The organism is Janthinobacterium salmonicoloratum (assembly GCF_051380845.1).
In the GTDB taxonomy this organism is placed as follows: Bacteria; Pseudomonadota; Gammaproteobacteria; order Burkholderiales; family Burkholderiaceae_D; genus Janthinobacterium; species Janthinobacterium lividum_F.
The window spans coordinates 2,642,111-2,663,740 of record NZ_JBNYXV010000001.1 but is presented as its reverse complement, the minus strand read 5'-3'; the positions used below and the strand labels follow the sequence as shown (position 1 = coordinate 2,663,740).

Annotated in this window: 14 protein-coding genes and 1 pseudogene; 6 read left to right on the top strand and 9 right to left on the bottom strand. The window is 61.7% G+C overall.

Annotation, left to right across the window (positions count from 1 at the left end):
* Window positions 1-42: 42 nt before the first annotated feature.
* From ACQ4WY_RS12290 to ACQ4WY_RS12265, 6 genes are all read right to left on the bottom strand, one after another.
* Window positions 43-1,020 (bottom strand): LysR family transcriptional regulator, encoded by a 978-nt coding sequence (locus tag ACQ4WY_RS12290; RefSeq protein ID WP_436504215.1) that lies wholly within the window; start codon window positions 1,018-1,020, stop codon window positions 43-45.
* A gap of 44 nt (window positions 1,021-1,064) precedes the next feature.
* Window positions 1,065-1,547, bottom strand: coding sequence for a hypothetical protein (locus ACQ4WY_RS12285; protein ID WP_436504214.1), 483 nt, complete (start codon window positions 1,545-1,547; stop codon window positions 1,065-1,067).
* A complete protein-coding gene (gene recQ / locus ACQ4WY_RS12280; RefSeq protein ID WP_436504213.1) occupies window positions 1,547-3,370 on the bottom strand; it encodes a DNA helicase RecQ in 1,824 nt (607 codons plus the stop codon). Before recQ ends, ACQ4WY_RS12285 begins: the two co-directional genes overlap by 1 nt.
* 6 nt (window positions 3,371-3,376) lie before the next feature.
* Window positions 3,377-4,222 (bottom strand): undecaprenyl-diphosphate phosphatase, encoded by an 846-nt coding sequence (locus ACQ4WY_RS12275; RefSeq protein ID WP_353659741.1) that lies wholly within the window; start codon window positions 4,220-4,222, stop codon window positions 3,377-3,379.
* 156 nt (window positions 4,223-4,378) lie between these two features.
* Entirely contained in the window at window positions 4,379-5,527 is a 1,149-nt protein-coding gene (locus ACQ4WY_RS12270) for an MFS transporter (protein ID WP_436504212.1), read from the bottom strand.
* 33 nt (window positions 5,528-5,560) lie between these two features.
* Complete coding sequence (locus ACQ4WY_RS12265) at window positions 5,561-6,331, bottom strand: DeoR/GlpR family DNA-binding transcription regulator (RefSeq protein ID WP_436504211.1); 771 nt, start codon at window positions 6,329-6,331, stop codon at window positions 5,561-5,563.
* A 149-nt stretch (window positions 6,332-6,480) separates the two neighbouring features.
* Between ACQ4WY_RS12265 and ACQ4WY_RS12260 the strand changes: the two genes are divergently transcribed.
* Window positions 6,481-6,729 carry a hypothetical protein gene (locus ACQ4WY_RS12260; protein ID WP_436504210.1) on the top strand — a complete coding sequence of 83 codons (249 nt, stop codon included), beginning with the start codon at window positions 6,481-6,483 and terminating at the stop codon, window positions 6,727-6,729.
* On the opposite strand, the gene ACQ4WY_RS12255 is transcribed toward ACQ4WY_RS12260, so the two are convergent.
* The 3 genes and pseudogenes from ACQ4WY_RS12255 to ACQ4WY_RS12245 form a co-directional block, all read right to left on the bottom strand.
* A complete protein-coding gene (locus tag ACQ4WY_RS12255; protein WP_436504209.1) occupies window positions 6,726-7,031 on the bottom strand; it encodes a YkgJ family cysteine cluster protein in 306 nt (101 codons plus the stop codon). The two genes, ACQ4WY_RS12260 and ACQ4WY_RS12255, sit on opposite strands and share 4 nt — an antisense overlap.
* A 70-nt stretch (window positions 7,032-7,101) precedes the next feature.
* On the bottom strand, window positions 7,102-7,971 hold the full coding sequence (locus ACQ4WY_RS12250) for a head GIN domain-containing protein (RefSeq protein WP_436504208.1): 870 nt from the start codon (window positions 7,969-7,971) through the stop codon (window positions 7,102-7,104).
* Between the two features lie 791 nt (window positions 7,972-8,762).
* Window positions 8,763-9,085, bottom strand: a pseudogene (locus tag ACQ4WY_RS12245) (ATP-binding protein); the annotation flags it as partial.
* A gap of 707 nt (window positions 9,086-9,792) precedes the next feature.
* Here ACQ4WY_RS12245 and pigA point away from each other — a divergent pair.
* From pigA to ACQ4WY_RS12220, 5 genes are all read left to right on the top strand, one after another.
* Window positions 9,793-10,941: a prodigiosin MBC biosynthesis dehydrogenase PigA gene (gene pigA / locus ACQ4WY_RS12240; RefSeq protein ID WP_436504207.1), complete on the top strand. Its 1,149-nt coding sequence runs from the start codon at window positions 9,793-9,795 to the stop codon at window positions 10,939-10,941.
* 128 nt (window positions 10,942-11,069) lie between these two features.
* Window positions 11,070-15,446 carry a prodigiosin ligase PigC gene (pigC, locus tag ACQ4WY_RS12235; protein ID WP_436504206.1) on the top strand — a complete coding sequence of 1,459 codons (4,377 nt, stop codon included), beginning with the start codon at window positions 11,070-11,072 and terminating at the stop codon, window positions 15,444-15,446.
* Between the two features lie 52 nt (window positions 15,447-15,498).
* On the top strand, window positions 15,499-17,940 hold the full coding sequence (gene pigD / locus ACQ4WY_RS12230; protein WP_436504205.1) for a prodigiosin MAP biosynthesis protein PigD: 2,442 nt from the start codon (window positions 15,499-15,501) through the stop codon (window positions 17,938-17,940).
* A gap of 113 nt (window positions 17,941-18,053) precedes the next feature.
* Window positions 18,054-20,567, top strand: coding sequence for a prodigiosin MAP biosynthesis aminotransferase PigE (gene pigE / locus ACQ4WY_RS12225; RefSeq protein WP_353659751.1), 2,514 nt, complete (start codon window positions 18,054-18,056; stop codon window positions 20,565-20,567).
* 13 nt (window positions 20,568-20,580) lie between these two features.
* Window positions 20,581-21,603 carry a methyltransferase gene (locus ACQ4WY_RS12220; RefSeq protein ID WP_436504204.1) on the top strand — a complete coding sequence of 341 codons (1,023 nt, stop codon included), beginning with the start codon at window positions 20,581-20,583 and terminating at the stop codon, window positions 21,601-21,603.
* The last annotated feature ends 27 nt before the right edge of the window (window positions 21,604-21,630 follow it).

Here is a 21,630-nt window from a genome sequence, read left to right as displayed (position 1 = left end):
GGTTATGCATTTATTGCATAGTTGTGTTGCCAGGATAGCCAGTCAGGATGGGACGGTCTCGATGGCGCGTTTGCGGCGCTTGCCGGCGCGCGCCTTGCCTTCCTGCGCCTGTACCAGGTATTGCCACAGGCTTTCGACGATCTGCTTTCCGGGACGCAGGCTTGACGGGCGCTCGCGGTACAAACGGATTTCCAGCTCGATTTCCCAGCCTGGTGCGCCGCCGTCGGCGCGCGCCAGATGCTTGTATTTGACGTCGCGCATGACGGCCGATTCGGGCAGGAAGGCGATGCCGCGGCCTTCCAGCGCCATCATTTTCAAGCCTTCGGCCATGTCCGTTTCGTAGCACGTCTCCAGGAACAGCGGCGCCTTGGCGTCGGCCACCAGTAATTCCACCATGCGTCCCAGGTAGGCGTTGTTGGTGTAGGAGAGGAAGGGCAGCGGTTCTTTGGCGCTGCCCGGCAGGACGAAGTCCGGCACCCTGTCCTGGCCGCAGCGCGCATAGGCGCGCAGGGTTTCGCGGCCCATCACCAGCATGTCATAGCGGCCCGGATCCAGCTGCACCGGTTGGCGCGGATGGTGGTAGCACAGCAGCAGATCGCAGCCGCCATCGACCAGCTGCAGCACGGCGTCGTGCACGTTCAGTGCCATCAGGCGGCTGTTGATCGGCGCGAAACCTTCTTCCAGCGCCGTCAGCCACTTCGGCATGAAGGTCAGCGACAGGGTGTGCGGCACGGCGAAGTCGACGCTCGTTTGCGTGGCCGCCCGCTTGCCGCGTAACAGGGCGCGCACGCCGTTGATTTGCCCCAGCATTTCCAGCGCCTGCTCGTAAAATACGGCGCCGGCCGGCGTCAATCGCGTAGGGTAGGAGGTGCGGTCGACGAGGTCGATGCCGAGCCAGTTTTCCAGCGACTGGATGCGCCGCGAGAAGGCCGGCTGGGTCACGTGGCGCAGGGCCGCGGAACGGCTGAAGTTATGCGTTTCAGCGAGTGAAATGAAGTCTTCCAGCCATTTGGTTTCCATCGCGGGACCGTTCTCTTATCAAGGGCAAAGGCAAGGTGAGGCGGTCAGGGCGTCTCGGGCGATGCCGCCGGCTGGTACAGGGCAGTGGGCAGGCCGAAGAAGGAGGGAGGGCCCAGGGTCGTGCCATCGAGCGAGCCGCCCGCGTTCAAGCCCTTGTTGATGGCCGACAGCAAAGAGCTGCGGCTGGCCAGGTTTTGCATCAGCGCGCGCGGGCCGTTGTGGAAGGTGTGCTGGGCGATATCCGCGGCGACGACAAAGATCGGTTCGCGGCGCAGGGGGAATTCCACCCATTCGCCGTCCTCGTCCTGGGCGCGGAAGGTGTCGGGCAGGGTCATGTTTTCGGCGCCGGGAAGGTGCGACGCCAGCACCAGGCCAAAGGCTTCCGGCACTACGTCGGCCAGGCGGCGCATGGTAAGGTCGTCGCCGACCAGGGCACGGACTTGCGCTTCCACCGCGTCGTCGGCGTCGGGCTGGGCGCCGAGAATTTTCACGGCCTGATAGATCAGGTCGGACGAGAGTGCTTCCATCAAATCATCTCCAGGATCATGGCGACGATTTCGTCGCCGTACGAGGCCAGTTTTTTCTCGCCCACGCCGCTCACGCCGCGCATCTGCTCCAGCGAGGTGGGTTTGGCCTTGGCGATTTCACGCAGGGTGGCGTCGACAAAAATCACGTAGGCCGGCACGTTGTGCGTGCGCGCCGTCTCCACGCGCCACCAGCGCAGCTTGTCGAAGATCGCCTGCTCGCTGGTCGACAGATCCGTCTCGACATAGCCTTTCGCCACGCTGGTGCTGCGCTTGCTGGTTTTCACCGGTTTCTGGTACTGGCGCAGCTGCACCTTTTGGCCGCCCTTGAGCACGGGGCGCGAGGCGTCCGTCAGTTTCAGCGAGCTGTATTGTTCATGGTCGACCGACACGAGGCCCAGCGCGATGGCTTGGCGCAGGATAGCTTTCCATTCCGCTTCGCCCAGGTCCGAGCCGATGCCGAAGACAGACAGCGTATCGTGGTGCCAGGTCTTGATGCGTTCCGATTCCACGCCGCGCAGCACGTCGATCACGTGCCCGCCGGCGAAGCGCTGGTCGACGCGGTAGATGGCCGACAGCAGTTTTTGCACGGGCACCGTGCCATCGAAGGACACGGGCGGCACCAAACAGGTGTCGCAATTGCCGCACGGCGAAGCCGGTTCGCCGAAGTATTCGAGCAGGCGCATGCGGCGGCAGCTGAGCGTTTCGCACAGGCCCAGCATGGCGTCGAGTTTCACACCCAGCACGCGCTTGAAGGTGTCCTCCGCTTCCGATTCATCGATCATGCGCCGCTGCAGCACCACGTCTTGCAAGCCGTACGCCATCCAGGCGTTGGCGGCCATGCCGTCGCGGCCCGCGCGGCCCGTTTCCTGGTAATAGCCCTCGATGCTTTTCGGCAGATCCAGATGCGCGACGAAGCGTACGTCGGGCTTGTCGATACCCATGCCGAAGGCGATGGTGGCGACCATGACGATGTTTTCTTCGCGCAGGAAGCGCGCCTGGTTGGCGCTGCGCTTGGCATACTCCATGCCGGCGTGATACGGCAGGGCGCGGATGCCGCTCTGGTTCAAAAATTCCGCCGTCTCTTCGACCTTTTTGCGCGACAGGCAGTAGACGATGCCGCAGTCGCCCGCGTGTTCCGTGTTGATGAAGTCGAGCAGCTGCTTGCGGCCGTTCGCCTTTTCCACGATTTGATAGCGGATGTTCGGCCGGTCGAAGGACGAGACGAACTGGCGCGCGTCTTCCAGCTGCAAACGCAGCGCGATTTCGGCGCGCGTCTGCGGGTCGGCCGTGGCCGTGAGCGCGATGCGCGGCACGTCCGGGAACTGCTCGTGCAGCACCGACAGCTTGATGTATTCGGGGCGGAAGTCGTGACCCCATTGGGCCACGCAATGCGCCTCGTCGATGGCGAACAGCGAGATCTTCGAGGCCTGGAACAGGTCCAGGCAACGCTGCGTCATCAGGCGCTCGGGCGCCACGTAGACGACGTCGATGCCGCCCGTGCGCACCAGGCGCTCGATGCGGCTCGCTTCTTCGTAGGTTTGCGTGGAATTGAGGAAGGCGGCGCGCACGCCGACTTCCTCCAGCGCGTCCACCTGGTCCTGCATCAGCGCGATCAGCGGCGAGACGACGACGCCCACGCCGTCGCGCAGCAGTGCCGGAATCTGATAGCACAGCGACTTGCCGCCGCCCGTGGGCATCAGCACCAGCGCGTCGCCGCCATGGCTGACGTGGTCGACGATATCGGCTTGCTGGCCGCGGAAGGCGGGGTAGCCGAAAACGGTTTGCAGCAGGTGCAGCGCGCGCTGGTTAATATCTTGATTCATAATGCCTTATTCTGCCCAAACAACCCAGCCGTAGTGGGCGCTGGCCAGGACCAGCAAGCCAAACACAATGCGGTACCAGGCAAAAAACGTGAAGTCGTGCGAACTGATGTAGCGCAGCAGCCAGCGCACGCACAGGAAGGCGGAAATGAAGGCGGCCACGGTGCCCAGACCGAACAGGGGCACGTCGGTGGCCGACAGGATGTCGCGCGCTTTATACAGCGAGTAGAAGGTGGCCGCCAGCAACGTCGGGATGGCCAGGAAGAACGAGAATTCGGTGGCCGTCTTGCGCGACAGGCCCAGCAGCATGCCGCCGATGATGGTCGAGCCGGAACGGCTGGTGCCGGGAATCAGCGCGAACGCCTGCGCGCAGCCCACTTTCAAGGCGTCGAACGGCGTCATTTCATCGACCGAGTTGACGCGCACGGTGACGGGATTGGTGCGCGCACGGCGCTCCACCAGCAAAATCACGATGCCGCCGATGATGAAGGCCATGGCCACGGGCACGGGCTTGAACAGCGCATGCTTGATCATCTTGCCGATCGCCAGGCCGATGATGGCCAGGGGCAGGAAGGCGATGGCCACGTTCAGTACGAACTTGCGCGACTTGGCTTCGCTGCCGAAGGTGCTCAGCACGCTACCGATGCGCTGGCGGTATTCCCAGCACACGGCCAGGATGGCTCCGGCCTGGATGGCAATCTCGAAGACGTCCATGACTTCTTTCGATACATCTTTGGTAAAGTCGAGCAGGCTGCCGGCCAGGATCAAATGTCCGGTGGACGAAATCGGCAAGAATTCGGTAAAACCTTCGACCAGCCCCATGATGATGGCTTTTAAAGCAAGAATGAGATCCATAGATGTATAAAAGGGTATAAGTGACAGGATGGGGTGAGTGCGTGGCGCCAGCAATGTGCGCGGGGTCGAAGCTTACCATGCCGGAGGCACATCGAGCCGATTTGGGCGCTGGCGGGCAGCGGTTTTTTGCCGCTGCCCGCCAGGCAAGGGGAGGGTTCAAGCAGCCTGTTTTGCCGGCGCCACCAGGCGCGCGCTGGCCGCCACCAGCAGCAGGGCGGCGCCCAGCATGGCGAAGGCGATGTTCAGGCTGGTGGCGTGGGCGATGAAGCCGATCACGGCCGGGCCGGCCAGGATGCCCGCGTAGCCGATGGTGGTGATGGCCGCCACCGCCAGGCTGGCCGGCATGGCATGTTGCTGGCCCGCCGCCGTGAACAGGATGGGCACGATGTTCGCCGCGCCCAGGCCGATCAGCACGAAGCCAAGCATTGCCAGGCTGGTGTGCGGGGCTAGCACGGCCAGGAAGAAGCCTGCCGCTGCGCACAAGCCGCCGAAAGTAAGCACACGCTTTCCGCCAAAACGGCTGACCACCTTATCACCCGTGAAGCGGCCCACCGTCATGGCAATGGCGAAGGCAGCGTAGCCGAGGCCGCCCTTGGCTTCTTCCACGCCGCGCGTGGTGGTGAGGAACAGGGCGCTCCAGTCGAGAATGGCGCCTTCGGCCAGGAAAACGATAAAGCACAACAGGCCGATGAAAATGACGGCGCCATGCGGCATGACGAACAGCGGCGTCTTTTCGCCGGAGGCGGACGCTGTCGGCAACAGATGGCCTTGCGCCGCGCCCAGCACGCCACACAGCAGCAGCATCACCACCACGCAGGACCAGGCAGGTGTCAGGCCCAGCCACAGCAGCAAGGCCATACAAGCCGCGCCGGCAAAGCCGCCCACGCTGAATAGCGCATGAAAGCCCGACATCATGGCGCCGCCGTTGGCCTTTTCGATGATCACGGCCTGGATGTTGATGGCCACGTCAAAGGTGCCCATGGCCGCGCCGAACACCAGCAGCACCAGGCCCAGTTGCGGCGGCGTGGCGGCCAGCGCGAGGCCGGGCAGCACGGCGATCAGCAGCAGGCCGGCGCCGATGATGACCTTGCGGCAGCCGAAGCGGGCGGAGAGCATGCCCGTAAACGGCATCGCGCATAGCGAGCCGGCGCCCAGGCATAGCAGCAAAATGCCGAGAGTCGCTTCATCGAGGCCCAGGCGTGACTTGGCGTAGGGAACCAGCGGAGCCCAGGCGGCCATGCCGAGGCCGGCAGCGAAGAAGACCAGGCGCGTGGCGCGTTGTTGCAGGGTGCCGGTGAGATGCATGGGGGAGCTTTTCTAGAGTCGGGGTGGATAAAATCAGGCGCGGGCGCGCAGCACTTGCACGCCCAGCCGTTCAAAGGCAGCCACGTGGGCCGCATCGGCATCGGCTTCCAGCACCAGATGCTGCAGCAAGCCCGTGGCCAGCACGCCGAAGGGCGCGGCCGTGCCCAGCTTGTCGCTGGTGACGGCGACGATGACGGCCTTGCTGGCGCCGGCGATGCTGCGCTTGAACTCGGCCTCGTCGTAATTGAACGCCGTCACGCCTGCGTCCGCATCGGCGCCGCAGGCACCGAGAAAGCACAAGTCGGGATGCATGCGTTCGACGGTGCGTAGCGCCTGCGGGCCCAGGCTGGCGCCGGCACGGCGGTCGACCCTGCCGCCAGCCATGATCAGTTCGATTTCCGGGCGTTCCATGAGCGCCAAGGCAATCGAGGGCGCATTAGTGATGACAGTGAGCGCCAACTCTGGCAAGGCGCTGGCGATGGCAAGATTGGTCGACCCCGCATCGAGAAACAGCACCTGGCCCGCGCGCACGAGGGAAACGGCGGCCTGCGCCAGGCGCGCCTTGCGTTCCGGCGCTTCCTGCTTGCGTTGCGTCAAGCTGCCGCCGTCGGGCGCCAGCGGCAGGGCGCCGCCATACACGCGCTGGCACAGGCCGGCCGCCGCCATCTCGCGCAGGTCGCGCCGTATCGTATCTTCGGACACGTCGAGCTGGCGCGCCAGGTCCAGCGCCAGCACCCTGCCGTCGGCCTGCAATTGTTGTTGGATCAGCGCGTGGCGTTGTTTGAGGAGCAGGGTGGCGGACATGGGTATATTTCTGAAACGTGCACGAATGCGCATAAATATACGCAAACGTGCAATCAGAGTCAAGCCGGATGTCTTATCTGAGCAGGCATTGCTGGAAAGACATAATTTCTGCTAGTGTTGTAAAAAAACAGAATGAGTAAAGGAACACTATGCTGTCACGTACCTCGTTGCTGACAACCCTGTTGGGCCGGCCCATGGGTCGCCATGGATGGGGAATGCTGGGTGCGCTATTGTTTTTAAATGTCATGCACTGGATGCGCCACAGCACGCTGGACTGGCGCGACGCGCGCGATTCCCTGTTCCTGCTGCTGATTTATATGGGCCTTGCCATGTTGTTGGAATACAAGCGCCTGCGCGACGCGGAGGAAGTATCGGCAGCAGCCGAAGACGGCCGCTAAGCGGTAAAGGTGGCAGGGGTAACTGCTCCGGGCGCCGTCAGCCGTTCCAGCTCTGCCAACCAGCGCACCGCATGTTCGCGGCTGTCGCCGCACATCTCCTCGGATGGCTGCAAGCCACCGCAAAACGCGGGCCGCTCCGGGCGGCCAAAGATATTGCAGCGGTTGTCGTCGGCCAGTTGCACGCAGCGCACGCCTGCAGGCTTTCCATCCGGCATGCCAGGAATCGGGCTGGTGATGGACGGTGCGGTGCAGCAGGCGCCGCAGGATGGGCGGCATGCCAGGGAAACGGCGGGGGACGGCATGGCGATGAGTGAAAAGGGACAGGGGCCGACAGTATAGCAAGCCGGCCCCCGTGCGTCGCCAGAGGCGCGTCTAGCGCAAGATGCTGACGCGCTTGCCGGACAAAGTACGGCGGGCCGGATCGCCATGCACGGTGATGCGGCCGGAACCGCTGGCGCGGGCATTGACTTCATTCTGGACGGTGACGTCGATGTCGCCGGAACCGTTGCTCGCCAAATAAGCAACGTCGCTGCGCAGGGCCGCCAGGTTGATATCGCCCGAGCCATTCACGTTGGCGTCGAGGCGCTGTACGGCGCCGCTGGCGCTGATGCTGCCCGAGCCGTTGACGGCCACGTTGATGCGTTCGCCGCGCAGGTTGCCCAACTGGATGTTGCCTGAACCGTTCTGCACCGCGTCCGTGTTGCCGCTGGCGAGGGCCGCCGCGTTGATGCTGCCCGAGCCGTTGTTGGCCACGTCGAAGCGTCCCACCGTGCCTGACAATTCGCTCTTCATCGAACCGCGCTGCTCCAGGCTGAAATCTTCGCCATTGAGGCCGCTGACCACCAGGCGACCAGAGCCGGAAATATTGATCTTCTTCAATTGCGGCGTCGTATAAATGACGTGGATGCCATTGCTGCTGCGAATGTTCGTATCGCTCCAGATGCGCAGGGTATTGCCGCTCACCTCGCTATGGATACGCGGCTGCAGATTGCTGTCCGCTTCGATCACCAGCGATGTTGCCGGCCCGACGCGCACGTCGATCTTCATATCGATGCGCTTCATGCTGTCGATGTCGAGCGTGTTGATATTGCTGACCTGGCGCACGTCGCGGCTCACTTGCTCGTTGCCCAGGATGGCATTGCCACCCGAGTCGGCATAGCGCACTTCGCCATCGTTGGGGTTGATGACGATGGCGCAACCGCCAAGGGCAACGGCACAGCACAGGGCCAGCAAGGTACGCATGGTGTTTCCTTTATGATTGTTGTAGTTCAGGACAAGAAAAAGCCGGCTGCCGCGCCGCGGCTGCCGTGCTGTCGATGACAAGGTAGCAAATCCGACACGCTTGTTGAGTGGAAATGCGATGAACTGCGCAAAATGGGGGCTGAAACGCATTCTGGTTCACTCTGCGCCGCAGGTCCGGCGCCAGAAGGTCGTGCCGCCAACGCCTGCACGGAGCGTACAATGCCTGTGTTCGGCGTGCCGGGCGGCGTCCCGCGCTGCGCGCATGACTGTTACGTCGGAAAAGAAACTTGAATAATGGTCCCTGGAAATCAAGGGCTTACCGCTCCCACCCCGGTCGCGGGCAAGGCATAAATTCTTGAACAGCGACTTTTCTGAGCTTCTCTTTGATGTGAAATTTCAATATATTCTTGAATGATCGCCTCAAACAGACAAGCGAATTCACTCCTTGGATGGTCGGAGGGAGGTTGGCCCCCAGCGCTTCAACACAAGTTTTGCCTGTGCGTCGCCCGGCCTGAACTCGACATGGCTGGCAAATTTCCGCACCTACCCTTGTAAATACTGTGGCGTTTTCGCGTTTACTCACGTCTTTTGGGTGACGTGTTTGTTGGCGCCGACCCAATAATGACCACCGTTCTGAATGAAGAAATACCCAGGGAGGGGCGTTGCGTTTTTGAGTAGCAGTTGTGGATAAGTGCACCAAATAAAGAAGGGTAATTCGTGGAGGGCGTAGCCCGGAACGAATTCCTCTTCTTCTTCCTTGCGTAAATTAACGATATAAACGATTTATCCTGCTATGTAATTTTTCCTTGTTTACCTTCCGATCCATGGTCATCTGGAGCCCAGTCACCAGACTTGCTTTTGTTCTCTCGTACCTTGATTCTCCCCTTAGCCGCCATGCTGCTGTGCTGGAAACGGTACGACTCGTTGTCCTTCTCCACGATGTGACAGTGGCGGGCGAGCCGGTCGAGTAACGCCATGGTCATCTTGCGTCGCCGAACACGTTCGACCATTCAGCGAAGCTCAGGTTGGTGGTGATGACGACGCTGGCATGCTCGTACAGCTTCGACAGCCGTCGGAACCGCAAGGCGGCAGCGGCCTGACTGAACGGCCAGTACCTTCGAAGCCGTGTCTCGCAGCGAGTCGGTAAAAGCCCGGCCCAGCTGATGACCGGCCAAGACCATTCCCACTGGCTCACGCTCCCTGGCCTGGGACCGCTTCAGCCACAGCGAGCCTGATCAACCGGAGGCATCTCGCCTCCTGGACTCACTTCCGGAATGCTGAAATTCCATTGCTTAAGTGGAAGGAATACGCTCGGCATCTGTTACCTAAAAATGACCGTTTTTGAACCACGCCCAATTTCTTTACATCTTCATTTAGTTTGATAATTATCAACATAATGTTGCGCCATGTCGTTAATCTAGTTTTTGCGGCGCCTTAGGATATGGTCGGAATTAACTTCCCGATTTTGACGCACCTGATGGGCGCGCTACGGCGTTGCGCCTTGTTTGTGTGGCCCGTTCTGCTACGACGAACAACGCAGCCAGGGAGCCGAAAAAGTGTGCAATCGACCCTGTAGCGCTCTCACCCAACTGGTGAACGGTATCGAAGCAGCGAAAGTCAATGCTCATGCGGATCTCCAGACGAAATTGAGCGGTCAACTGCCGTCTCTAGGTTAAAAGATCTCGAACAGGCTCTTAGGCAGTAGCACAGTGCAATTGTAGCGGTACGGATCGTGCAGGCGTGATGATGCATTGCCAAGGGAGCTTCCAATAAAAACATTTGCAGCCGCTATTGCCGCTGCACCAAATATAGGGTTGATGCATGGATTTTCGTCTCAGCAGCGAGCAGCAAGAAGCTGTCTCACACATCCATCGTTTTGCCCGCGAAGTGTTGTCCGCCTCGGCCAGCGAACGCATCGCGTCTTCCCATTTCGACCGCAACAAGTGGACGCAGGCGTCAGAGATCGGCCTGGCCGGTTTGCCGTTGCCTGAAGAGTGGGGCGGTTCCGGCTTTGGTGCGCTCGATACCATGCTCGCGGTGGAGGCGCTCGGCCAGGGTTGCGTCGACATGGGGCTGGTGTTCTCCTTGTGTGCACACATGTTCGCTTGCGCTGTGCCGCTGTGGCGCCATGGTTCGCGCGAGCTGCACGAGCGCTACCTGTCTGGTATGGCGAAAGGCAGCCTGATTGCCGCCAATGCGATCACCGAGCCCGGCTCCGGTTCCGACGTATTCGCAATGCGCAGCAGCGCGCGGCGCGACGGCGAGCACTACATTCTCAACGGCGAAAAATGTTTCGTCACCAATGCGCCGGTGGCCGATGTCTTCCTGCTGTATGCGAAGACCGATGAGCACCAATCCTATTTCGGCATCAGCGCCTTTTTGATCCCGCGCGGAACGCATGGCCTCACAGTGACTACCGGTGAGCGCAAGTCGGGCCTGTGCACCTCGCCCTGGGGCAGCGTCCATTTGGAAGACTGCAGAGTACCCGTATGGGCGCGCGTGGGCGACGAAGGCGCGGGCGCGACCATCTTCCATGACTCCATGATCTGGGAGCGCGGCTGCCTGTTTGCCGCCTATGTCGGCGCGATGGAGCGCGTGCTTCAGCAATGCGTCACGCACGCGCGCGAACGTAAGCAGTTCGGCCGTCCGATAGGACACAACCAGGCGGTGTCGGACCGGCTGGTCGACTTCAAGCTGCGCCTGGAAACATCGCGCCTGCTGCTGTACCGCGCCGGCTGGCTCTATGACCAGGGCCTGCCGCATGAAGAGGCGATCGCACAAAGTAAGCTGTGGGTGTCCGAGTGCGCGGTGCAATGTGGGCTGGACGCGGTACAGATCTTTGGTGGCGCCGGTGTCTGCAGCGAGACCGGCATCGATCGCTTGCTGCTGGATGCACTGCCGGCGCGCATCTTCTCCGGCACCAATGAAATACAGCGCGAGTTCATCGCACGGCACATGGGGCTGCGTTAGCCCGAATCATTCGGTTTCGCATACGCGCCGTACACATAGCTTGTCCGTGGCTAGTTGTAATCCAACGGTCCTGCAAAGCTGGCTTTTGGAAGGCAGCTGTTCAACCCGGGAAAAGGTAGAGACAGAAAATGGCAACGCAGAAAAAGTTCCCCAGCAAGGATTATGAAAAAGGTGTAGCGGACATTCCCGTTGCGGACGATAGCGGTGTGCGGGAAGGCGAAGCGGTCGGCGCTTGCGACGTGGTGGTGGTCGGCGGCGGGCTGTCCGGCCTCGTGGCAGCCTGGAAGCTTGCTGGCCATAGCGTGCTGGTGCTGGAGCGGGAGTCCACGGTGGGCGGCGCGGCGCGCAGCGGGCAGCGCGGTGAACTACGCTTCGCCACAGCAGGCAGCTGCTTCCAGGAGCCGGTGCCCGGTTCGGACACGGCGCAATTGCTGAGCGGGCTCGGCTTGTCCGATGCATGGCGCTCCACCGGCAACAGTCAATTCGTGCTGTTCAACACACGCCATCTGCTGCGCCGTCTGGGGGAGGTCACGCTGGGGCTGCTGAAGCAGCCGAAGGAGTTGCTGAACCCGGCGATGTATGGACTGACATGCAACCTGCTCGGCGCCGCATTGCGCGGCAAGAAATTCATCGCGGCGCCGAAGAAGCTGGGCGATCCGGTGTTTGCGGAACTATATGCCTACCTGCAGCGCTTCCGCAAGGATGGCGGCAAGTATCCGGCGGTACCGTGGCAACCCGGATGCGGCTGGACGCGCGAGGAGATGGAACAGTTCGACTCGATTTCGCTGGCCGAACTATTGTTCGATGAGAAAGTGCGTTCGCGGCTGTCAACGGCGCTGGTGCCGGATGCGAAGTTCGGCCCGCTGGTGCGCGATGCGGTCGAGACGACCCTGAAAGTGGAATGTCTGTCGGCGGCGGATGTGTCCGCCTATGTCGGGCTGCACTTCCTGGTCGGCTACTTGTATGGCACGCTGGTGACCTTCCCCGGCGGGAACGGTTATCTCAGCGAACGTCTGCAGGCGGCGTTGCGCGAGCGTGGCAACTGCCATATTGCAGTCGGTGCGCGCGTGCAGACGGTTGCGCGTGATGGCGAACGTTACCGCATCACCTTTGAACGTCGCGGCGTGCAGAGCGAGGTTAGCGCCGGCGCGGTAGTGTGGGCCGCGCCCAAGCATGCCGCACTGGATGCGGTCTCCGGTTTGCCGGCGCAGCAGCAGCATGCGATACGTCAGATCCAGCACCGCGACTACTGCATCGCGAACGTCTACCTGCGCAACGCTGCCTGGACTGAATACTTCGGCGGCTATGTGATCGAAGGAGATACCGCCGCCGCTGCGCCGCTGGCCTGGTGCCGCAGCAGCGTGTGCGTGGTCGCCAACTGGCTGGACCGCGACAACGGTAAGAAAGCCGGTGTGCTGACCTTGCTGAAGCCGGTGGCGGAACGGCTCAACCAGGGCAAACTCGGCAAGACAGATTTTGCGCAGCTGCAGCAGGTGACCTTGCAAGAAGTGTCGGAAATGCTGCAGGCGAAGGGACTATCCACTGACGAGGTGGAAGACATCCGGATCTGGCGTTGGCCGCGTGCGTTGGTGGTCGCTACGCGCGGGCAAATTAAAGCCGACTTGTTTGTGCGGGCGTCGCAGCCGGTGGGTGGGGTTTCCTTTGCGAACCAGGACAGCGTCGGCATCGGCAACCTGGAGAGCGCAGTGAGCGCAGGGTTCAATGCGGCACAACAGGCGCAGGCATACCTGCAGCGTACGGCGGCGGATACGATGGTGGTGCAAGCACTGCGTTCCGGCCTGCATGTGATGGAAATTACCGGCAACCCTGCGACCGGCGTGCAGCGTTTCGGCGGCAAGGCTAACTCGCTCAATACATTGATCGGCGCCGGCTTCCCGGTGCCACGCGCATATTGCGTGACGGTCGATGCCTGTCATGCTTTTTTGCAGGCATCCGGATTGGCGGCCTGGATCGACGGCATGGACAAGGTCGACCGCGACACCTCCGCCGACATCCGCGCACGCATTGCGCAAGCGCCGTTGCCGCCCGCGCTGCAGGATGCGATCGTCGCTGCCTATCGCGAACTCGGTAGCGGCCGGGTCGCGGTGCGATCCTCCGCCGTCAATGAAGACGGCGATGCACAATCATTTGCAGGCCAGTACGACACCTTCCTGCACGTGGAGGGCGAGACCGCGCTGCTTGATTGCGTGAAGCGTTGCTGGGCGTCGCTGTGGAACGAACGCGCGCATGCCTACCAGGGGCGCAACCGGGCCGACGGCGGCATTGCGGTGGTGATCCAGCAGATGATCGTTGCCGATGCTGCCGGCGTGTTGTTCACCGCCGACCCGATCAGCGGCGATGCCGGACGCACGGTGATCGAATCTTGCTGGGGATTGGGCGAGGGCGTGGTGTCGGGCCAGGCGAGCACCGATACCTATGTGGTGGACAGCGACAGTCATGCGCTGATGGAACGTATTGTCCGGGCGAAGCCGGTGATGTGTGCGCGCACTGCAGATGGCGTCGCGATGCAGGAGGTACCGCCGCAATTCGTCGATCAGCCGAGCCTGAGCGATATGCAGGCATCCGAACTGGCGGCCTGTGCCGCACGCATTCGCCGCCATTACGGCTGCGAACTGGATATCGAGTGGGCACTGAAGGATGACAGTATCTGGATACTGCAGGCACGGCCGATCACGGTGACTGCTTCCATCGCCGGTAAGCTGTACGGCGACGAGCAGGAAACCAATCAGCAGGTGCGCGACAACACTATGTTTTCGCGCATGGACACCGGCGAAATCCTGACCGGGCTGATGACGCCGCTCGGACTGTCCTTCACCCGCTTCTACCAGCACCACGTGCACGGCCCGGCAGTGAAGACCATGGGCTTGCTCGACATCGGCAGTTCGCAGTATTACGTCGGCTACCTGCAGGGTTATGTGTACCTGAACATCTCCGCATCGGCGCGGCTGCTGACGCAATGCCCTCCCACGCACGAGCCGATGAAGTTCACGCGGCGCTACGCGACCCCCGACGTCGACTTCACGCACTACAAAAATCCCTACGGCAAACCGGTGTCTGGGTTCCAATTCTTCAAGAGCAGCCTCTACTGGCTGGTATGCCAGGTGCATAATATGTCGACCGCTAGCGGCACGGTGAACAAGATGATCGCCTTGCGCCAGCGCGAAACCGAGCGCTTCCGCAAGCTGGATCTCGAGAAGATGAGCCTGCCGCAGCTCAATGCCGAACTGCAGCGCATCGATCGCTACTTCCTCGAATCCTGTGCTGCCTACATGCCGTTCTTCCTGCAATCCTTCGCGCTGTACGATGCGCTGGCGGAGCTGTGCGAGAAGTGGCTGGGGAACGAAGGAAAAGGGCTGCAGAACCGCATCAAGGCATCGATGAACAACCTGCGTACCATCGAGGTGACGCGTGGCGTGTGCGAACTAGCAGCGCGCGTCGACCGCTCGCCGGTGCTGCGCACACTGTTCCTGGAGACGCCGCTGGAGCAGTTGGCGGATAGCTTGCAGCAGCATGCAGAGGGCCGCCGTTTCTGGGACGAGAATTTTGGCGCCTTCCTCGCGGACTTCGGTTCGCGTGGTCGCCAGGAATTCGAACTCAGCATTCCGCGCTGGAACGACGATCCGACCTATCTGCTGCAAATCATCCGTCTGTACCTGACCAGCGATGTGCAGCTTGAATCGCGTCTGGCGACGATAGACAAGGCGCGCGAAGAAGACACGCGGCAGTTGCTGGACAAACTGCCGTTCAAGGCAAGGATGACATTCCGCTTCGTGATCGCCGCCTACGCGAAGATGGCGGAACGGCGCGAAGCGACGCGTCCGACCCTCATCGCCGAGACCTGGTTCTACCGCAAAATCATCGTCGAGGTGCTGCGCCGCGCCGAGGCGGAGGGTGTGTCTGGCATACAGGACCTGCCGTACATCGATTTCAACGAATTGCGCGATTACGTGGCCGGGCGCAAAACGGCGCAGCAGGCATTTTCTCCGCAACTGATTGCGCGCAACCGTCAGCAGCATCTGCTGAACGAGCGCCTGAAGGAACCGCCAATGGCGCTGATCGGCGGCCATGTGCCGCACCGCGACGATCAGGTGTTGCTGGACGCGGCGCAGGGCGACCTGCTGCATGGCCTCGGCGCCAGCCCCGGCGTGGCGGTGGGGCGCGCCCGCGTGATCACCGACCTCAACCGCCAGGCGGGCGAATTCCGCCAGGGCGAAATTCTGGTGGCACGCTTTACCGATGCATCGTGGACGCCGCTGTTCGTGCTGGCGGCCGGGGTGGTCGCAGACATCGGCTCGGCCTTGTCGCACAGCTCCATCGTGTCGCGGGAGTTCGGTATTCCGGCGGTCGTCAATGCGAAGCAGGCGACGCAGACCATACGCACCGGCGACCTGATCTACCTCGACGGTGACGGCGGCGTGGTGCGCATCGAGGAACGCGTTGCCGATACCGACGAACCGCTGGTCGAGCAGAGAGTGATCGCATAAACATTCGGTAGTTATCTCCGCAGATTTCAATTTTCCACTAAAGGACAAAAATATGGATATGACGGCTATAGGCGTGGTTGTTGTCACGCGCCGCCGCGAGTTCTTTGAAACCGGTCTCAGTGTGTTGAACGATGTGCGCGGCGAAGTATTCCAGCACGTGGAAATTGATGCCGACATCGACTATGCACCAGCACAGTCGGTGTCGAACCCGGTATATCTCGAAGCGTGCGACAAGGCGGTGCGCTTCCTCGCCGCGCGCCAGGAACGCTTGGCGATCAAGGTGATCCAAGCCGACAGTCTGGAGGCGGCGTTCGACAAAATTACCGCCGCGCCCACGCAGGGCGGCTTCCAGATTTGCATGCTGTTCATCGATTACGCCGATCCGCTGTACGATGGCATCAGCCCGCAAGAAATCGACGAGCAGCTTGCTAGCTTCCACGCGCGCCTGCAAGAGGCGGCGGTGCCGGCATTCTGCTCTTCGTTTTCGACGGCGGTATTCACCTCGCCGCACGAGAACCGCATCCGCTACCAGCCGATGGAATACATCGAATGCATCCTGCCGTCCGAAAGGGCGGTGCTGCAGACGGAGTTGCTCTGCCTGTGGATGGATTTCCTCGAACTCAGTTATGTCAATCGCCGCGCCAAGACCGACACACGCGGCCTGCGCAGGAATACGCTGGCCTGCTTCCTGACCGGCTTCCTGTCCGGGCGCGCCTGCAGTGACTGGCTCGGTTTTTACTTCACCGGTTCGCTGGTGTCCAATCTGATCAATTATTTTGAAGTGGAAGCGAACCGGCTTGGCGCGCTGGTGCTACGTGGACCGAGCGAACACAGCCTGGCTTGCGGCGCGATGGCCAACTGGCAGCTTTACAAGAAGCCGTTCGCAGTGATCGTTACCAGCGGCATGATCGACGAATTCCGGGGTACGCTCGCCAACCTGCGCGAGGCGCGCGCCAAGGGCTTCATCGTATGCGCGGAAAACCGTGCCAGCCAGTGGTTTGCGTTCCAGGGCACGATTTCTAGCGAGGAGGATACGCGTGCGGTGCTGCAGGCGCGCGGCATTCCTTATGTGTACATGGAAGACGTCGACAATATCGCTGAAGATCTTCGACGCGCGGTGGCGCTGTACGACGCAGGGCAGGGGCCGGTGGTGCTGTTGGCGACGCAGGCAGTGCTCGACGCCGGCGACGAACTGGATCCGGCTCTGTTTGCTCCTGTGGTCAACGAGTGCACGGCAGCGCCCGACGAGGCGGTGCAGGATGTTTTGCAGGACGTGATGCAGATCATCAACCAAGGGCCGGAACGGCTGCTGTGGCAATGCGGGCCGATGGATGAGGAAGAACTGGCGTTGACCTTGTCGATCGCCGAGCGTGCCGGCATCGCGCTGACCGACTCCCTCACCCATCCCGGTTCGGTGCCGAAGTACCGCGACGGCAAGCGTATTCCAAATTACATCGGCACGCTGGCGGTGTACGGCTACAGCCCGCGCGTGTACAACTACTTGCATACCAGGGACAAGCTCAATCCGCAGTCGCAGCAATGCCTGTTCTTCATGAAAAGCAAGCTTGGGCAGGTCAGTACGCCGTTTTCGGAAGGCCGGTTGAAGCGCAAGCTGAGAATCGTGCAACTGACCCGCAACGCCGCGCACATTTCACCCTTTACCGACCATGGGCTGGTGATGGACTACCGTAGCTTCCTGCGCCATGTGGACCGCCACCTCGACGTGTCGCCGGCCTTGCGCGAACGCCGCTGCCGACTGATGGCGTCGGTGCCGGACACGCCGTCGGATGTGGCAAGCAAACTGCCGGCGACACCGATGAGCCCGAACTATTTTTTCGCGCGCCTGAATCAACTGGTGGAAAAGCTGATCGTCGAGCGCGCTTACGACTACACCGGCCTGTACGACGTCGGCCGCTGCGGCATGTCGGCGGTCCGCAATGTCGCGCGCACCCGGCGCGGCTTTTCCGGTTGGTACGGACGGGCGCTGATGGGTGATGCGCTGCAGGCCACGCTGAGCGTCGCGTACACCAGCGGCACCAACGTTGTCGCCTTCATCGGCGACGGCGCCAAGGGCCTCGTGCCCGAAATTCTGCCGAGCTTTATCGAGAACGCGCTGAATTATCCGGACCGCATGCGTAAAAACTTCACCGTCTTCTACTTTATGAACGGCGGCCACTCGGTGATCAACACCTACCAGGAGCGCATCCTGTTCAACCGCACCTCGCGCCAGATGCGTCTGGTGAACCTGATGTCCGCGGACTGGGAAGAAGACATCTGCGGTCTGCAGGTCTGCGCGCGCACGCTCGACAGCTTCGACGCCGACATGCTGGCCGAGGCGCTGCAGAAGCCGGGGCGCATCAATCTGTTCTCCGTGGTGGTTGGGCATAACAACGAAGGCGACGGGATAAGCTTGGCGACGGCGACGGGATGGCAGCGCGATGAGATGCAGATTGAGCCGGCTGCCGTGGCGGACGATGTGCCGTTGATCGTGTGACGACAGATAGCTCGTGCTCGGACGGGCTCCTTTTCCCTGCCAGGAGGAGGGGATAAGTAGTGACGGCGGCTAACTTTAATGATCCCCATAAGAAACAAGTATCAGGAGAAACAATGAAATTTGGATTCATCGCACATCCGACGTCGGTCGGACTCAAGCGTTACGTGAAGATGCTCGACCTGCTGCAGCGTCAATCGAAAGACCTGCAAAGCGGCTACCAACGTGACTTGTGGCGCCGCGAAAACATGGTTCCCTTCGTCGACTTCGGCCAGATCCGTTCCGCCGCCGGCGCCACCTGCGAAGGCATCGTGCACTACCTGCCGCTGACCGCTGATGAGATGCTGGCATCGGCGCGCGAGGTGCAGGAACGCATCTTCGAAGGCATCGATACGCTGGGCAAACAGGGCGCACAACTAGTCGGCCTCGGAGGCTTCACGTCCATCATCGGCAAGCGCGGCTTGGTCACCGCCGAGCGCGCCAGCCTGCCGGTCACTAGCGGCAATTCGCTCACTACCTATGCCGGTTACAAGGCCCTGCTGCAGGTGTTCGAATGGCTGCAACTGCGCCCGCAGGAGGCACGGGTGGCGATTGTCGGTTACCCCGGCTCGATCTGCCTGTCTCTGGCGAAACTGCTGCTGGCGCAAGGCTGTCGCCTCGACCTGTTGTACCGCAGCGGCAGCGCCAGTCCGGACGAATTGCTGGAACACCTGCCGGCGAAATGGCATGCGCAGGTGACGCTGCGCGACAGCATCGACGACTGCTATGTGAACAACCGCATCTTCGCATCGGCTACCTCGTCCGGCGACGTGATCGACGAGGCGCGCCTGCTGCCGGGTTCGATCGTGGTCGATATTGCGTTGCCGCGCGATGCGGTCCGCAGCACGCCGCCACGTACCGACACGCTGGTGATCGACGGCGGCTGCATGACCGCGTCGCCGCAGGTGAAGCTGGGCGGGGAATCATTGAACATGGCGATCAAGCAGCAGATCAACGGCTGCCTGACCGAGACCATGGTGCTGGCCTTGGAAGGGCGCGCCGAGTGCTTTTCCATCGGGCGAACGCTGGAGCCGGAAAAGGTGCTGGAGATTGGTGCGCTGGCTGAGCGCCACGGCTTTTACGCATTCCCGCTGGCGTCCTGGGGTGAGCGCATCAATGAGAAAATCATCAGCGGCCTGCGTCGTTATCACCGGCGGCAGGAGTCCGCTCCGGCACAAGCGGATGGCGGCGAACAGCGTCGTACACAGACGCTGCAGCGCTACCGCAGCCACATCAATCCAATGATGGCCGACTTCCTCGGCATGCAGCGCTGCGATCATGTGTTCGATCGCGCCGAGCAATGCACGCTTACCGACACCGAAGGCCGACAATTCCTCGACATGGTGTCCGGTTACGGTTGCCTGAACCTCGGCCACAATCCGAGCATCGTGACCGATGCGATCCGGAAGTTCCTGACCGATTCGACGCCCAACTTCGTGCAATACGTGTCGTTGCCGCAGGAGACCGCAAAGCTGGCCGAGCGCTTGTGCGCGATTGCGCCCGGCGAATTCGAGCGTGTGTTCTTCAGCAACTCCGGCACCGAAGCGGTGGAGGCGGCGCTGAAACTGGCGCGTGCTGCCACCGGCCGCACACGCTTCGTGTACGCGGAAAACAGTTACCACGGCAAGACGCTGGGCGCGTTGTCGGTGACAGGCCGCGAAAAGCACAAGAAGCATTTCCGGCCGCTGGTGCCGGGCTGTGTCGGAGTGGCCTTCGGCGATCTCGAGGCATTGCGGAGCGAATTGATATCCGAAGAGGTGGCGGCCTACATTGTCGAACCGATCCAGGGCGAGGGTGGCGTCAAGATGCCGCCGGCCGGTTACCTGGCGGCGGCGCAGGAGATCTGCCGTCAGACCGGCACGCTGTTGATCGTCGACGAGATCCAGACCGGGCTGGGACGCACCGGCCGCATGTTCGCCAGCGAGTGGGAAGGACTTGAGCCGGACATTATGGTGCTGGCGAAATCGCTGTCGGGCGGCTTGATCCCGATCGGCGCCACGCTCAGCACCGCGCAGGTATGGGATGCCGCCTACGGCACCATGGGCCGTTTCCTGCTGCACACATCCACCTTCGGTGGCTGCAACATCGCCGCGGTCGCCGGCCTGGCCGCGCTCGACGGCCTGCATCAGCAGGGTCTGGCCGAACGCGCGGACGAACTCGGCACCTACTTCAAGGCGGAGCTGGAAAAAGCCACCGAGCACTATCCGTTCATCGCCGAAGTGCGCGGGCGCGGCCTGATGCTCGGCATCCAGCTCGACAACGATTTCGCGGGCGCGGTGGAAGCCTGCGCACGCGAATTCGGCACGCGCCTGCCGGGCGACTGGCACCTGACCTACCGTTTCTTCCCCGATGAAGTGAAGCAGCACCTGGCCGATGCGATGAGCAAGATGGAAGAGTCGCTGGCCGAGATGTTCTGCATGCGCTTCGTCACCAAGCTCAGCAATGACCACGGCATCCTCACCTTCGTCACGGCCAATAGTTCGACCGTGATCCGCATCCAGCCGCCGCTGGTGATCAGCCGGGAAGAAATCGATCACTTCGTTCGTTCGTTCGCGACCGTCTGCGAAGAAATGTCCACTTTTTTAAATTAATGGGAACCGTAACATGGAAATGAATAAAGAGCAGATCGTTGACTTGATGATGGGATTTTTCAAGACCAAGACGATTACTTCCGCCCTGGAACTTAAAGTCTTCGACGCGCTGGAGCAAGGCCCGGCAACGGCAGAAGCCATTTGCGAGCACCGCAACATTCCGCTGCAATCCGGCAAGCGCCTGCTGATCGCGTTGACTGCCATCGGCCTACTGGCGAAGGAGGAGGATCATTTCTACCTCACTAAGGCTGCGAGCGAATACATGGTGAGTGGTTCAGCGCAATGGCTGGGCTGGCTCGGTCGCCATATCGATACCTTCCTGTATCCGCTGTGGTCACATACGGCGCAAGGGGTGCGTGACGACAAGGATCAGCGTCAGGCGGCTTTCGGTGATGACCGCAGCTGGTTCAGCATCCTGTACCAGAACCCGCAGGATGTAGTTGATTTCCAGGAATTCCTCGGCATTTTCGCGAAACCCTTTATCGAGGGCATGCTGCAGGGATTCGATTTTTCCGGCTACAGGAAATTCATGGATATCGGCAGCGGCATCGGCACCTTGCCGATGGCTGTGGCTGCGCGCTATCCACAGCTTGGCCTTAGCGTCTGCGAACTGCCGCAGGCGACTAGCTTCGTGCGCGACAAGATCGCCGAGAACGGTTATGCCGACCGCATCAAGATCGTGGCGGGCGACGTCATCAGCGGCACCATCCCCAAGGGGGAACACGACCTGATTCATCTCGGCTGGATGCTGCACGACTATGCGCCGGACATCCAGATGCAGATCCTGCGTCACATCCACGAGGCGCTGCCGCCGGGCGGCACCTTCGTCGCCAGCGAGACACCGTTGGCCGATGACGAAAGCGGCCCACTGTTCACGTCGCTGCTGTCGATCAACATGCTGGTGTCCACTGACGGCGGCATCGAATCGACCTGCGCGCAATACCTGCAACGCTTCACAGAAGCGGGCTTCGTCAATGCAAGGGTGCAGGCGATACCGGGGCCACGCACCTTGTTCATCGGCGAAAAGCGGAAATGAGCGCGGCAGTCAGAAACCTGAAAACAT